The organism is Streptomyces sp. NPDC044002 (genome assembly GCF_056434525.1).
On the sequence record NZ_JBWKEZ010000090.1, the window covers coordinates 1 to 14,204 of the forward strand.

Genomic DNA, 14,204 nt, shown 5'->3' on the forward strand with positions numbered 1-14,204 from the left:
GACAGGCCGACCCGCCCCGGAAAGCCGAAAGACTGCCGGGAAACCCCCAAAGAAACGGCACGGTCCATCGTCGGAGGAGCGGGTCCGTCAGCGATCAGGCGAGGGGCCGGGCGCCGGCCCGCCAGGCATCCGGGCCCTCAGGCCCGGTTCCCGGGTCGCGGGCGCGGCTACCCGCACGAGAGGTTGATCTGGGCGACCTCCAGACTCCCAAGCGCGACAGATCGCTACGCGCTCCTCCCGTCTCAGCGTCCGGCGACCGCCTGGGCTGATACCCGCACCAGAGGTCGAAGAGAGCAGCCCAGAGAGCGGTCGGGCGCGTCAGATCGCTACGCGCTTCTCCAGGCTTGGCGTCCGACCGCCGTCTTGGGCAAAGCTCCTCGTCCTTCCTGAACTATCAGCGGGCCCAAGACCTCACCCAGTACAACCTCAAGCAGAACGCCGCGGCGATCGAGGCCTGGATCAAGGGGCCGCCGCCACCGGCCGAGGGCGATCTGGAGACCTTACGGCGAGATCAGCGGCCGCAGTGTGAGCAAGCAGCCGACCGAACCGCTGTCCGGATACAAACAGGGCGGCATGCGCGCCAAGGCGGAAATCGTGACGGGCATCGATACGAGGATCTAGTACGACAGCAGCCGCACCCGCCATTCACCGTCATGACGTCGAAGCCCTCCAAGTCCTAGCCAGCGCTCAGCCGAGAAAGGCCAGCACCACATGTCCGTCGACCAGACGTCCTGGGAAGCCGCGGTACGCCACCTGTACGAGGACGCGTACCCGTACGACGCCACGGGCCCGCGCCACCACGAGAACTGGGTCCTCGGCCTTATCGCGCTGATGGCCCGGGTCCCGGACCCGCGGGGCTGGACCGGTCTCGACGACGCGGCACAGAACCCGGAACGCAAAGCGTCCCCTACCTTCCCCTTTATCGCCCACCCCCCGGAGTACGTCGCGAGGTGTCTCCAGGAGATCGACCGGGACAGCGCCGAGAACCTGCTGCTGGCCCTCACGGACGACCGCTGCACCCTGTCCAACCTGGAGCGCTTCGCGGAGAGTGAAGAGGAGTTGCGTGTGATGGCACGCACGATCCTCGCGCGTTACGGGGACAAGGCCACCTATCACACCAATGTCAAGATGCCCGGCCATGTGCGCGGCACACTCGACTTCACATCGTCGGGCTGGGCGTACAGCCCGCTGAGCGTCTACTCGGAGGATTACGGTCTGATCATTGTCTCGGACTCCGAGGTCGGCATGTTCTGGAACTTCTCCGACTAGGACTTGTCCGGGCGATCTCTGAGGCAACGGCGCCCAACACCCGTGAATCTCGTTACTGAAGGTCTCGTCGAGTGAGGTAGAAGGGCGGCATGGATACCACCGTACTTGAGCAGATGCTGGACGAGACCTTCGATCACGCTGTCGTGCACCACGGATACACCAACTACATGCGCGACTACGAGGTCATTGTCTACGCGACGGCTGCTCCCCGTACTGGCATCGCACCGTCCCACCTGCGGTATCTCTTTCGGTACTGCGTTGAAGCCCGGTGTGAGACGTCAGTGCCGGCGGAGACCTGGCGGGTCTCCTTGGATGACCGGCTCATCGACCACGAAACCGGTGTTGACCTCGACGGATACGTCTGGGGGGTGAAGTGGCACGCCCTGTACCCGGGAGCCAAACTCCTTCCCGAGTCGGAGGCGACCCGCCGCTGGTCGAAGGCCCTCGGGATCGACTTTCACGAGGTGCGCATTGAAACCAACGCACACAACGTGACCTTGTTCTTCTCGGACCTTCAAGTGAGCGAGGTCCCAGTCGGATACGCACCCTTCGTCACGGAGTAAGAATCAGGGCTTGTGTGATCTTGCGACTGCAATCTGTCCCGGTCGTTCTTCCTGGCTGCGGCCGTTCCTGCCCGTCAGCACCAGACGTTGCGGCTGGTGGCGGAACCACCGGCAGGTGATCGACGGGATTCCGCCGGCGCCGCAGGAAACGCAACGCCGTCGAACGGGTGAGTGGGGAACTACTGCCCCGCCGCGCGTGGCGATCTGCCGCGCCTACCGTTGCCGAACGAGCCTCTGATCACCATTTGGTGCGGGTACCAGCCACGGACGGCTGCCGGACGCTGAGCCGAGAGGAGCGCGTAGCGATCTGTCGCGTCTGGGGGCTCCGCAGGTCGCTCTGATCAACCTCTCGTGCGGGTAGCCGCGCCCCCGGTCCTGGGCCAGGCCTCCCCGGCCCGGATGCCCGGCGGGCCGGCGCCCGGCCCCTCGCCTCATCGCTGAGAGACCCGTCCCTCCAACCATCGACCGTGCCGTTTCTTTGGGGGTTTCCCGGCAGTCTTTCGGCTTTCCGGGGCGGGTCGGCCTGTCAAGGGTCGCCGAAGGCGATCGCGAAGCGACGCGACGAAGGAGCGCCCTTGACAGGCCGGCACGGCACGGAAGGACGATGGGACTGACGGGAAGCCCCCAGACTTCTCTGATCCGGTCCAGGGGGATACCGCTTCCCCGGCCCCCGGCCCGCAGACAAGGGGGCGGGTGGGCAACCACCGCCCCACCCCACGGGGTCGAGGGGGAGATAGCGGGCCCGCACCGCAAGCCGCGTACCAGCGCCCGCGCCGCAACCCCCGTACGCCCGCCCCCTACGACGCCGACGGGCTCGGCGACGGGCTCACCGAAATGCTCGGCACCGGCGTCGGCGTCGGTGATGCCAGGTCGCCCAGGGTCGGGACCGATTCCGGGCGGGAGCGGACCGCGTCCGTGCACTCCCAGGCGCGGGGCGGGTCGGCGTTCGGGCCGCCGAGGACGACCGGGCCCGGGCCGGCCGAGACGGCGTCGCTCGCCGACAGGGTGCACACGATCTGCGCCAGCGCCACCGGCGGCAGGTCCTCCGGCTTGCGGCTGAGCCGCAGCGTGCCCGCCGGGTCGCCGGGGCGGGCCGGGGAGGCCGACAGCTGGTCGGGGACGCTGGTGGTGAAGCCGCCGTCGCGTTCCTCCGCCGACGGGCTGCGTTCCAGTTCCTCCAGCAGTGCCTGCGCGACCAGCACCACGGGCTCCCGCGAGGCCCGCTTCTCCGGTACGGGGACGGTCCGTTCCACGCCGACCAGCTGCGATCCGCAGACCAGTTCCACCGTGGCCCGGAAGCCCTGTACGCCGCTCTGGCCCGCTGGCTGCCCGGCGGTCTCGCAGGACACCCGGGACGGGGCCGCGCCCACGTCGACCGGGACGGTGGTGGCGCGGATCCCGCACCCGGTCAGGAGGGCGGCACAGACCGCCAGCGTCGCAGTCCTACGCTTCCACGCCGCCACCGGCGATCACCGCCCCCACGTCCATCGGGAGCCGCAGTGTGAACACGGCCCCGCCTTCCGGCCCGTTCGCGGCGGTGATGTCACCGCCGTGGATGTGGGCGTTCTCCATCGCGATCGAGAGGCCGAGCCCGCTGCCGTCCGACTTGGGCCGGGACGCGCTCGCCTTGTAGAAGCGGTCGAAGACGTGCGGCAGCACTTCCTCGGGGATGCCCGGGCCGTTGTCCCTGACCGCGATGACCAGCCACTCCCCCTCCACGCACACCGACACCCGCACCGGCGAGCCGCCGTGCTTGAGGGCGTTGCCGATGAGGTTGGCGAGGATGACGTCGAGGCGGCGCGGGTCGAGGCGTGCCACGATCCCGCGGCCGGCGTCGAGTTCGACGGCGTCGAGCCAGGCGCGGGCGTCGATGCAGGCGGTGACCTGGTCGGCGACGTTGACGTCGTCGAGGACCAGCCGGGCGGTTCCCGCGTCGAAGCGGGTGACCTCCATCAGGTTCTCGACGAGGTCGTTGAGCCTGCGCGTCTCGCTCACCACCAGGCCGACCGCCGGGGCGATCATCGGGTCGAGGTCCTCGACCTCCTCCTCCAGCACCTCGGCCACCGCCGTCAGTGCCGTCAGCGGGGTGCGCAGCTCGTGGCTCATGTCGGCCACGAAGCGGCGGCTGGCCTCCTCGCGGGCGCTCATGTCGGCGACCTTCTTCTCCAGCGCCTCGGCGGTGCGGTTGAAGGTGCGTGACAGGTCGGCGAGTTCGTCCGTCCCCGACACGTCGAGCCGGTGGTCGAGTTCGCCTTCGCCGAGCCGTCGTGCCGCGTCGCCGAGGCGCTGTACGGGCTTCAGGACGGTGCGTGCCGCTCCCTGTGCGAGCAGCGCGGAGCCGAGGAGGGCGAGTCCGGTGGCGATGGTGAGGGACCAGCCGAGGGCGTTGAGGTCGTCCCGTTCGGTGGCGAGGGACTTGTACATGTAGCCGGTGGGGCCGCCGCCGACGATGCGGGTGCCGCCGACGAGGTAGGGGTTGCCCTGGGGCTTCGTCCGCTGCCAGTACATGTGGTACTCGGAGTCGTTGGCGGCGGTGGTCTTCTGCCGGTCGTTGACGGCGTACTGGAGTGTCTTGGGTACGTCGTTCAGGCCGAAGGGGATCGCGCCGGCGGCGCCGATGACCTTGCGCCCGTCCTTGCGTTCGTGGACGAGGAGCACGCTGTACCCGGGGCTGCTGCCCGCCATCAGTTCGGCGGTGCGCTGTATTTCCTCGGGTGTCGGGTCGGCGGGGAGTGCCGCGGCCCGGTTCTGCATCTCCTGGCGGAAGTCGCCGAGGGCCGCGTCCTGGGTACGGGTGAGCACGGCTTCGCGGTTGAGCCAGTACGCGATGCCGGAGGCGGAGACCGCGGCGACGAGCGCGACGAGCGCGAACACCACGAGCAGGCGCAGCCGCAGGCTGGTCCAGCGCCGGCCCGCGAACAGGGCCTTGGTCACTGTGGGGAGTCCAGCCGGTAGCCGACACCCCGGACGGTACGGATGAGGGTGGGTGAGGAGGGCACTTCCTCGACCTTGGCGCGCAGCCGCTGCACGCAGGCGTCGACGAGCCGCGAGTCGCCGAGGTAGTCGTGTTCCCACACGAGCCGCAGCAGCTGCTGGCGGGACAGGGCCTGGCCGGGGCGGCGGCTGAGTTCGAGGAGGAGGCGCAGCTCGGTCGGGGTGAGCTGGAGGTCCTCGCCGTTCTTCGTCACGGTCATGGCGGCCCGGTCGATGACCAGGGTGCCGAAGGTGGCGGAGTCGCTCGCCTCGCGTTCGCCGCGCCGGAGCACGGCGCGGATGCGCGCGTCGAGCACGCGTCCCTGGACGGGCTTGACGACGTAGTCGTCGGCTCCGGATTCCAGGCCGACGACGACATCGATGTCGTCGCTGCGCGCGGTGAGCAGGATGATCGGCAGCTGGTCGGTGCGGCGGATCCGCCGGCACACCTCGAAGCCGTCGATCCCGGGCAGCATGACGTCGAGCACGATCAGGTCCGGCCGCTGCTCGCGCAGCAGTTTCAGGCCGTCCTCGCCCGTCGCCGCGGTGGCCACTCGGTGGCCCTGGCGGGTCAGGGAGAGTTCGAGGGCCGTGCGGATGGCGTCGTCGTCCTCGATCAGCAACAGGAAAGGCACGGGCTCATTCTGTCCCATCGGCCGTGCGCACTTCGACCGTCGGGACGGTGGCAATCGCGAGGGGCGTGATCGCGCCACTGTCTGGCGCACGGGTGGCTGTGACAGGCCTGTGACAGTCGGCGGACACCCTGGTTATACCGGCCGGGCAGTCTTTTCTCATCGACACGACGGACCGAAGCAGACTCCACGACGGGGGGCGCGAGATGAACACGCTGCACAGCACCACGACCAGCGCGGTTGTCACGCGGCTGCACGATGTGAACCGCCGGGCGGGTGTCCGTACGGTGACGGTCGCCCGTCAGCGGCCGGCACACGTCACAGCCATTGACGCGAAGCAGTACCAGGCGGTTCCCGCGCAGCGCACCGCGCCGGCCCCGTCCTCTTCCTCGGAGGCGGAGTTCACGGCGTACGTGCAGGAGCGGCGGGCGGCGCTGTACGCGACGGCCTTCCACCTCACCGGCGACCGCCACGAGGCCGAGGACCTGTTGCAGAGCGCGCTGTTCTCCACGTACCGCGCCTGGGACCGGATCAGCGACAAGGCCGCGGTGGGCGGGTACCTGCGCCGCACGATGACGAACCTGCACATCAGTGCCTGGCGTCGGCGGAAGCTGAACGAGTACCCGACGGAGGAGCTGCCGGAGACGGCGTCGGACACGGACGCGATGCGGGGTACGGAGCTGCGCGCGGTGCTGTGGCAGGCGCTGGCCCGGATTCCGGAGCCGCAGCGGACGATGCTGGTGCTGCGCTACTACGAGGGCCGTACGGACCCGGAGATCGCGGAGATCCTGGGCATCAGCGTGGGCACCGTGAAGTCGAGCATCTGGCGCTCGCTGCGCCGGCTGCGTGAGGACGAGGTGCTGAGCTTCGGGCGTGACGAGGCGGAGTCCTTCGGGGAGCTCGTCGCGTAACCGGGAAAGACCATGGGGCCAGGGGGCCCGTCCTACGGGGGTGGGACGGGGGCCGCAGGGGGAGAAGAGGCGGGATCAAGCGGCCGGGGGTCCGCGTGATCCCGCCTTTTCACTTTGTACGGGTGGCCGTGCGTGGCCGTACCGCCGGTCAGAGGGCGGTGGGGGTGCGGTGGCGGCCTGCGGCTGCGGCGGCCAGCCGGCCGAGGGCTTCGTCGCGGGCGCAGGCGTGTGCGCCGAGGGCGACGTGGCGGGCGACGATTCCGCGTTCGGCGCGCATGAGGCGGTAGCCGCGGCGCAGCAGGAAGGGCACGGACTTGCGGCCTTCGCGCAGGTCGCGCAGGAAGCGGCGGCGGAAGGTGGTGGAGGGGCGGCCGCGCAGGCAGATGGCGTCGGCGAGGAGTCCGAGTTCCTGGCAGCGGGCCGCGATGTCGGCGGCGAAGATGCCCTCGGCGATGAACAGCGGGGTGCGGTCGATGTCGAGGGTCTCGGTGCCGGTCCGGGAGGACGAGGCGATGGAGTAGACGGGGACTTCGGTGCGGCCGGCGGCGCAGAGTTCCGCGATGGCGGCGACGGCGGTGTCGGCGTCCCAGGAGAGCGGGGAGTCCCAGTCGATGTCGGAGCTGCCTTCGACGAGCGGGAGGGTGGGGTCCGTCGCCTCTTTGTAGAAGTCGTCCAGGCGCAGTACGGGCAGGCCCGAGCGGGCCGCGAGCGAGGACTTGCCGGAACCCGAGGGACCGGTCAGCAGCACGACGCGCGTGGGAAGGGGAGATGAACAGCTCACGGGAGACCAGTGTGAGGCATTACCCGGCGTATCAACACACTGCCGACAGGCCCTGCGACCGGTCTCACACGGTGGGTTGGAATCGGGGACACCGCCTCCACTACTGTGTGTGCGCACGCGACTACGACCACAGGCGGGAACCATGGCACGTCACGCAGCATCCGAACCCTCTTCGCACCGGCTCCGCGCCGCCGGCCTGGGCCTGTCCATGGCCGGGGCGGCCCTGGCGATGGCGGCGGGCGGGGCCCAGGCCTCGGAGACCCACCTCCAGGCGGCGGAGACCGATCTCAACGCGGCGGTGGCCGGGGTCGCCAACCCGCTCGGGGACCTGAAGGTGAACCCGCTGGCCAAGACCGGGGTGGACCCGCTGGACAACGGGGTGGCGACGAAGGTCGCGGACTTCCCGGCGGTGGGCACGACGATGGTGACGGGGATCCTGACGCAGGGGCCGTCGGTGAAGGAGCTGCCGACGGCGGCGGTCACCTCGCTGCTGGGGCCGGTGCTGCCCGAGTAGTGGCGGACGCGTGAAGGCCCTGGCAGCACTGGGGGCCCCTCCCAGCGGTAGCTGGGGGAGGGTTCGCTGCCAGGGCCGGTCTCACGCGGGCCGTCCTAAGAGGTGTTCCGTAGTTACGGGTACTCGATCTTGGGGTTGTGCAGTACGGCGATGGCGCGGGCGGTGTCGTTGATGGTGTCGCCGCGTCGGCGGTGCTGCCGCAGGACCTTGTAGTCCTTGAGGCGGGCGATGGCGTATTCGGCCCGCGCCCGCTTCTTGGCGTGTCGTATGTCAGCTGATTGATGACGGGAGGTGACGAGTGATGCAGGCTGCCCAGACCCGGAAGTTCCGGGGGAAGAACAAGGCCCCGAAGTGGAAGAAGCCCGACGACGGGATGGTGTCGGTGATGGTGCTGCCGCTCGCCGTCACCGACCCGGCCGACCTCGTCCGGCTGGAGAAGCTGTTCGGCGCTATGTGGTCGATCAAGCGGGCCGTCCAGCGGGACGCCCGCGCCAAGGTCGATGCCTACTGGGCGGCGTTCCACGAGCGGGAGAAGCAGGGAGCGAAGGCGGTGCGGCAGCGTCTGGGTCTGTCCCGTGAAGCCCTGGAGCGGTGCGCGTACAAGCATCTGGAGGATGCCGGGCACCTCAAGCACCACGCCTCCAAGGCCCTGGCCATGCACATGGCCGACGAGGTGTGGAACGGTGTGCAGCGGCATCTGTTCCCCGACGCCACGGGCCAGCGCTTCGGCCGTCCCAAGACCGGCCGCCGGCACGACTTCACCCGCATTCCGGGCCGTGCACGCTCGCACACCACCGGAAACAAGTGGGAGACCTTCCGGCTCGTCGGCGCCCTGACCGGTCACGCCATGGCCTACACCGACGGCGGCCGGCACCCGCTGTCCCAGCCCCGCCGTATGCCTCGTCCGGCACTGCCGGACGGCAAGGTTCACACGGGGAAGACGACCGCCGCCGCGAAGCCGCTGATGCGCAAGGCGAACTGGTGGGACCACACCGGCCCCCTCGCCGTCGTCTTCTCCGGAGGACCCGACAGCAAGCGCGGTGACCTCGTGCTCCCCGTCCGCACCCCCCAGGGGCCGGGCCAGTGGGCACGGGTTGAGCACTTGCTTGCCAACCCCGGCCGCTGGCACAAGGTCGACCTCGTCCGCCGCCGCAAGGCGTCCGCTCCGGGCGGCTGGGTGTACGAGGCGCACCTGATGGTCCTCGGCCCCGGCCACACCGCCCCGGCCGTGCGGAAAATGCGCGAGCAGGCCGCCGCTCTGGACCGGATCGGCGGGGTGGACGGCAACGTCTCCAACCTCTCCGTCGTCTCCTTCCCCGCCCGGCTCGACGGCGGCACGCCCGCCTCCACCGAGATCACCCTGACCGACGCCGAGCGCACCTTGCTGGTCAAGCAGGCGAAGAAGCAGCGCGGCCGGGCGCGGGCACTGGAGCGCTCCCGCCGGGCGGCGAACCCGGCACAGTACGGACTGTCGAAGAAGCAGACCGCCCGCGCCCTCCGCCGCGCCGACGCCGGACTCACACCCAAGACGGTGACCGTGCCCGGCGGCGGGCGCGACGCCCGCACGGACGGTGTTCCCAAGCAGGCGTACCGGCGTGACCGGCTCTCCGGCCACTACCGGCAGCTGCGATCCCGCCAGGCCGAGCACACCGCCTCGGCCGCCGAGCACCGGCGCCACCGCGCACGCCTCGTGGCGCGGGAGATCATCGCCGCCCACGGCCCCGTGCTCGTGGTCGAGGACTGCGACATCCGAACCTGGTACCGGCTATGGGGCAAGCGCCTCTCCCAGACCACGCCCGGCCTGCTGATCTCCGCCCTCAAGAACGAGTGTGACGCCGCAGGCGGCCGACTGATCCGGGCCTCAACCTGGTCCACCGCCCTGTCCCAGCACTGCATGTGCGGCGAGCGTGTGAAGAAGTCCCTCCGCGACCGCGAGCACAGGTGCACCGGATGCGGTCTCACCGGGAAACGCGACCTCGTCTCCGCCGCCCTCGCCGCGTTCGTCCGCTTCGCCGACGCGGACGACCCGAAGACCGCGTACCTGGACACCACCGCGTCCCAGCACGCCCAGAACCTCTATGCCCAAGCGCTGGAAGAAGCGCTGCGGGAGTCAACCACACCGAGCCCGAACACCCCTCGGGGTGCGGGACGCGTGGCAGTCCCACGACAACGCTGTGAGACCCCTGCTCCCCGAACCGCCGGACGGCGGGACCGAGCAACCCCGGATGAGTCACGAACTCGTGACCACGCCGGAAAGCCCGGACCCCGCCCCCGCTGCGATCCTCAGCTCACCCTTTGGTGAGTTGCGGAACAAGTCTTAGTACGAGGAGCCGCCCGAGCCCAGGGAGCCCGTCGGGTGCCAGACGGTCTTGGTCTCCAGGAAGGCCGTCATGCGGTGGGTGCCGGGGCCGGCGGTCCAGTCGTCCACAGGCTGTGGACGCAGGACGCGCTTGAGGTTGTCGGCCGCCGCGATCTCCAGCTCCTTGGCGAGGGCCGTGTCGGCGCCCGCCAGGTCGATGGCGTTGACGTCCTGGTGGGCCGCCAGGTGGGGGCCCATCTCGGCGGCCTTGCCGGAGAGGATGTTGACGACGCCGCCGGGCAGGTCGGAGGTGGCCAGTACCTCGCCCAGGGAGAGGGCGGGGAGCGGGGCCTTCTCGCTGGCGATGACGACCGCCGTGTTGCCCGTCGCGATGACCGGGGCGATCACCGAGACGAGGCCCAGGAACGACGACTGCTGCGGGGCGACGACGGTGACGACGCCGGTCGGCTCCGGGGTGGAGAGGTTGAAGAACGGGCCCGCGACGGGGTTGGCCCCGCCCACGACCTGGCCGATCTTGTCGGTCCAGCCCGCGTACCAGACCCAGCGGTCGATGGCGGCGTCGACGACGGCCGCGGCCTTCGACTTGGACAGGCCCTCGGCCTCGCCGACCTCACGGACGAACTGCTCGCGGCGGCCCTCCAGCATCTCGGCGATGCGGTAGAGGATCTGGCCGCGGTTGTAGGCGGTGGCGCCGGCCCAGCCGCCGAAGGCCTTGCGGGCCGCGACGACCGCGTCACGGGCGTCCTTGCGGGAGGACAGCGGAGCGTTGGCCAGCCAGTTGCCCTTGGAGTCGCTCACCTCGTACACCCGGCCGCTCTCGGAGCGGGGGAACTTGCCCCCGACGTACAGCTTGTAGGTCTTGAAGACGTTCAGGCGGGTCGAAGACTCAGACATCGAGGTAGCCCTCCAGGCCGTGGCGGCCGCCCTCGCGGCCGAAGCCCGACTCCTTGTAGCCGCCGAAGGGCGAGGTCGGGTCGAACTTGTTGAACGTGTTGGCCCACACCACACCCGCGCGGAGCTTGTTGGCGACCGCGAGGATGCGGGAGCCCTTCTCCGTCCAGATGCCGGCGGACAGGCCGTACTGGCTGTTGTTGGCCTTGGCGACGGCCTCGTCGGGGGTGCGGAACGTCAGCACGGACAGGACCGGGCCGAAGATCTCGTCGCGGGCGACGGTGTGCGCCTGGGTGACGTTCGTGAAGAGCGTCGGGGCGAACCAGTAGCCGGCGGACGGCAGCTCGCACGCCGGGGACCAGCGCTCGGCCCCCTCGGCCTCGCCGGTCTCGGCGAGGGCGGTGATCCGGGCGAGCTGCTCGGCGGAGTTGATGGCGCCGATGTCGGTGTTCTTGTCGAGCGGGTCGCCCAGGCGCAGCGTGGAGAGGCGGCGCTTGAGGGAGTCGAGCAGCTCGTCGTGGATCGACTCCTGGACCAGGAGGCGGGAGCCCGCGCAGCAGACCTGGCCCTGGTTGAAGAAGATGCCGTTGACGATGCCCTCGACGGCCTGGTCGATGGGGGCGTCGTCGAAGACGATGTTGGCGCCCTTGCCGCCCAGCTCCAGGGTGACCTTCTTGTCGGTGCCGGCGATCTGGCGGGCGATGGCCTTGCCGACCGCGGTGGAGCCGGTGAAGGCGACCTTGTTGACGTCCGGGTGGGCGACGAGTTCGGCGCCCGCGTCCCCGTAGCCGGGGATGATGTTGACGACGCCCTTGGGCAGACCGGCCTGGCGGCAGATGTCCGCGAAGAACAGCGCCGAGAGCGGGGTGGTCTCGGCCGGCTTGAGGACGACGGTGTTGCCGGTGGCGAGCGCCGGGGCGATCTTCCACGCGAGCATCAGCAGCGGGAAGTTCCACGGGATGACCTGGCCGGCCACGCCGAGCGGGCGGGGGTTCGCGCCGTAGCCCGCGTGGTCGAGCTTGTCGGCCCAGCCCGCGTAGTAGAAGAAGTGGGCGGCGACCAGGGGGAGGTCCGCGTCGCGGGTCTCCTTGATCGGCTTGCCGTTGTCCAGGGTCTCCAGGACGGCGAGCTCGCGGCTGCGCTCCTGGATGATCCGGGCGATGCGGAAGAGGTACTTGGCGCGCTCGGAGCCGGGCAGCGCGGACCACTTCTCGAAGGCGCGGCGGGCGGCCTTGACGGCGCGGTCGACGTCGGCGGCGCCCGCCTGGGCGACCTCGGCCAGCACTTCCTCGCTGGAGGGGCTGACGGTCTTGAAGACCTTGCCGTCGGCGGCGTCGGTGAACTCGCCGTCGATGAAGAGCCCGTAGGAGGGGGCGATGTCGACGACCGAGCGGGACTCGGGGGCCGGTGCGTACTCGAAGAGGGATGCCATGGTGATCAGTCCACCGTCACGTAGTCGGGACCGGAGTAACGCCCGGTGCTCAGCTTCTGGCGCTGCATGAGCAGGTCGTTCAGCAGGCTGGAGGCGCCGAAGCGGAACCACTCGTTGGTCAGCCAGTCCTCGCCCGCGGTCTCGTTGACCAGGACCAGGAACTTGATGGCGTCCTTCGTGGTGCGGATGCCGCCGGCCGGCTTCACGCCGATCTGGATTCCAGTCTGCGCCTTGAAGTCGCGTACGGCTTCGAGCATGAGCAGGGTGTTGGCGGGGGTGGCGTTGACGCCGACCTTGCCGGTGGAGGTCTTGATGAAGTCGGCGCCGGCGATCATGCCGATCCAGGAGGCGCGGCGGATGTTGTCGTACGTCGACAGCTCGCCGGTCTCGAAGATGACCTTGAGGCGGGCGGCGGTGCCGTCGGGGCGGACGCACGCCTCCTTCACGGCCTTGATCAGCTCGTACGTCTCCAGGTAGCGGCCGGCGAGGAAGGCGCCACGGTCGATGACCATGTCGATCTCGTCGGCGCCGGCGGCGACGGCGTCCCGGGTGTCGGCCAGCTTGACCGGCAGGGCGGCGCGGCCCGCGGGGAAGGCGGTGGCGACGGAGGCGACCTTGACGTCGGCGCCGTTCAGCGCGGCCTTGGCGGTGGCCACCATGTCGGGGTAGACGCAGACCGCGGCGGTCATGGGCGTCGTCCGGTCGGTCGGGTCGGGGTTGACGGCCTTGGCGGAGAGCGACCGGACCTTGCCCGGGGTGTCCGCACCCTCGAGCGTCGTCAGGTCGATCATCGAGATGGCCAGGTCGATGGCGTACGCCTTGGCCGTCGTCTTGATCGAGCGGGTGCCGAGCGAGGCCGCGCGGGCCTCCAGGCCGACTGCGTCTACGCCGGGCAGCCCGTGCAGGAAGCGGCGCAGCGCGCTGTCGGACGTCGTCACGTCAGCGAATGCGGTGAGGGTGGTGGGCATGGTCACCAGGTGAGCATATCTACGCGCGTAGCGCCTGTCACCCCCCTCGGTGCACATATGGGCGTGAGATCCGTCATCGGAGCTTCCGGTCCCGCTCGCCCGTACCTTCCGGCAGGCCATGGGGCAGAATCGGCCGCATGACTACGCCCTCCCCCCACGAGCCGGTCTACGCCGACCGCGTCTACCGCTCCTCCATGGCCGTCGTCTCCGGCGTGCTGCTCCTCGCGCTCGTGGCGTGGCTGTGCGGGGACGCCGTCGTACGGGGCGAGGGGAGCGCGCGGTGGGTCGGCGCCGCGGTCGCGCTGTTCGCCGTCCCCCTGATCGTGGCGTTCACCCTCCGCCCGGCCGTCTTCGCCAACGACGACCGGATGCGGATCCGCAACCCCTTCCGGATCATCGAGCTGCCCTGGGCCGCCGTCGACGCGGTGCGCGCCGGGTACTCGGCGGAGGTACTGGCGGAGGGGTCGAAGTACCAGCTGTGGTCGGTGCCGGTGTCGCTGCGCGAGCGGAAGAAGGCCGGCCGGCAGTTCAGCCGCGGGAACGCGCTGCGCGGCAAGGGCATGGACGCCTCGGCCGACGCGGCGGAGCCGACCGCGCCGCCGCGGGCCTCCTCCGACCGGGTCGTGGACGAGCTGCGCGAGCTCGCCGAGCGCGGGGCCGGCCGGCCCGGCGCGCAGGGCGGGGTCCGCGTGCGGTGGGCGTACGAGATCATCGCGCCGGCGGTGGTGGGCGCGGTACTGCTGGCCGTACTGCTGGCGACGGGCTGACGGGGGTCCTGCCGGGCGGGCTGACGGGGGTCCTGCCGGGCGGGTCTGCCGGGGCCCTGCCGGGCGGTCTGCCGGAGCCCTGCCGGGCGGTCTGCTGGCTGGCCGGGGCCGGTGAACTGGAGGTCGGCGGCTGGAGGTCGGCGGCTGGAGGCCGGTGGGCCGGGCTCTGGCGGGCCGGAGGCT

At 70.5% G+C, this 14,204-nt stretch carries 14 protein-coding genes; 7 read left to right on the forward strand and 7 right to left on the reverse strand.

Annotation, left to right across the window (positions count from 1 at the left end; all coding sequences use genetic code 11):
• Nucleotides 1-711: 711 nt before the first annotated feature.
• Entirely contained in the window at nt 712-1,269 is a 558-nt protein-coding gene (locus AC07A6_RS37590; protein ID WP_478780127.1) for a hypothetical protein, read from the forward strand.
• Nucleotides 1,270-1,358: 89 nt separating this feature from the next.
• The gene (locus AC07A6_RS37595; RefSeq protein WP_478780128.1) at nt 1,359-1,832 is read left to right on the forward strand and encodes a YxiG-like protein; all 474 of its coding nucleotides are present in this window, start codon (nt 1,359-1,361) and stop codon (nt 1,830-1,832) included.
• 797 nt (nt 1,833-2,629) lie between these two features.
• Here AC07A6_RS37595 and AC07A6_RS37600 read toward each other — a convergent pair.
• Genes AC07A6_RS37600 through afsQ1 form a run of 3 tightly spaced genes read right to left on the reverse strand, consistent with a single transcriptional unit; the run spans nt 2,630 to nt 5,440 of the window.
• The gene (locus tag AC07A6_RS37600) at nt 2,630-3,295 is read right to left on the reverse strand and encodes a hypothetical protein (protein WP_478780129.1); all 666 of its coding nucleotides are present in this window, start codon (nt 3,293-3,295) and stop codon (nt 2,630-2,632) included.
• Nucleotides 3,276-4,766 (reverse strand): sensor histidine kinase, encoded by a 1,491-nt coding sequence (locus AC07A6_RS37605; RefSeq protein ID WP_478780130.1) that lies wholly within the window; start codon nt 4,764-4,766, stop codon nt 3,276-3,278. Before AC07A6_RS37605 ends, AC07A6_RS37600 begins: the two co-directional genes overlap by 20 nt.
• Entirely contained in the window at nt 4,763-5,440 is a 678-nt protein-coding gene (gene afsQ1, locus AC07A6_RS37610; protein WP_007266078.1) for a two-component system response regulator AfsQ1, read from the reverse strand. The genes AC07A6_RS37605 and afsQ1 overlap by 4 nt, the downstream gene beginning before the upstream one ends.
• A gap of 203 nt (nt 5,441-5,643) precedes the next feature.
• On the opposite strand from afsQ1, the gene AC07A6_RS37615 reads away from it, so the two are divergent.
• A complete protein-coding gene (locus AC07A6_RS37615) occupies nt 5,644-6,348 on the forward strand; it encodes a SigE family RNA polymerase sigma factor (protein ID WP_362469998.1) in 705 nt (234 codons plus the stop codon).
• A gap of 148 nt (nt 6,349-6,496) precedes the next feature.
• Here the strand turns inward: AC07A6_RS37615 and AC07A6_RS37620 are convergent, their stop codons facing one another.
• On the reverse strand, nt 6,497-7,273 hold the full coding sequence (locus AC07A6_RS37620; protein ID WP_362470001.1) for a uridine kinase family protein: 777 nt from the start codon (nt 7,271-7,273) through the stop codon (nt 6,497-6,499).
• On the opposite strand from AC07A6_RS37620, the gene AC07A6_RS37625 reads away from it, so the two are divergent.
• The 3 genes from AC07A6_RS37625 (at nt 7,272) to AC07A6_RS37635 (ending at nt 9,945) form a co-directional block, all read left to right on the forward strand.
• Nucleotides 7,272-7,643, forward strand: a complete 372-nt coding sequence (locus tag AC07A6_RS37625; protein WP_478780131.1) for a hypothetical protein — start codon at nt 7,272-7,274, stop codon at nt 7,641-7,643. The two genes, AC07A6_RS37620 and AC07A6_RS37625, sit on opposite strands and share 2 nt — an antisense overlap.
• Before the next feature lie 137 nt (nt 7,644-7,780).
• The gene (locus AC07A6_RS37630) at nt 7,781-7,921 is read left to right on the forward strand and encodes a hypothetical protein (protein ID WP_478780132.1); all 141 of its coding nucleotides are present in this window, start codon (nt 7,781-7,783) and stop codon (nt 7,919-7,921) included.
• A 23-nt stretch (nt 7,922-7,944) separates the two neighbouring features.
• On the forward strand, nt 7,945-9,945 hold the full coding sequence (locus AC07A6_RS37635) for a zinc ribbon domain-containing protein (RefSeq protein WP_478780133.1): 2,001 nt from the start codon (nt 7,945-7,947) through the stop codon (nt 9,943-9,945).
• Nucleotides 9,946-9,960: 15 nt separating this feature from the next.
• Here AC07A6_RS37635 and AC07A6_RS37640 read toward each other — a convergent pair whose 3' ends face one another.
• The 3 genes from AC07A6_RS37640 to deoC are packed head-to-tail and all read right to left on the reverse strand — an operon-like array spanning nt 9,961 to nt 13,254.
• On the reverse strand, nt 9,961-10,857 hold the full coding sequence (locus tag AC07A6_RS37640) for an aldehyde dehydrogenase family protein (RefSeq protein ID WP_478780134.1): 897 nt from the start codon (nt 10,855-10,857) through the stop codon (nt 9,961-9,963).
• Nucleotides 10,850-12,286, reverse strand: coding sequence for an aldehyde dehydrogenase family protein (locus tag AC07A6_RS37645; protein WP_478780135.1), 1,437 nt, complete (start codon nt 12,284-12,286; stop codon nt 10,850-10,852). The genes AC07A6_RS37640 and AC07A6_RS37645 overlap by 8 nt, the downstream gene beginning before the upstream one ends.
• 5 nt (nt 12,287-12,291) lie before the next feature.
• Complete coding sequence (gene deoC / locus AC07A6_RS37650; RefSeq protein ID WP_478780143.1) at nt 12,292-13,254, reverse strand: deoxyribose-phosphate aldolase; 963 nt, start codon at nt 13,252-13,254, stop codon at nt 12,292-12,294.
• A 137-nt stretch (nt 13,255-13,391) separates the two neighbouring features.
• Here deoC and AC07A6_RS37655 point away from each other — a divergent pair, with 137 nt between their 5' ends.
• Nucleotides 13,392-14,021 (forward strand): PH domain-containing protein, encoded by a 630-nt coding sequence (locus AC07A6_RS37655; protein WP_362470013.1) that lies wholly within the window; start codon nt 13,392-13,394, stop codon nt 14,019-14,021.
• Nucleotides 14,022-14,204: the final 183 nt, after the last annotated feature.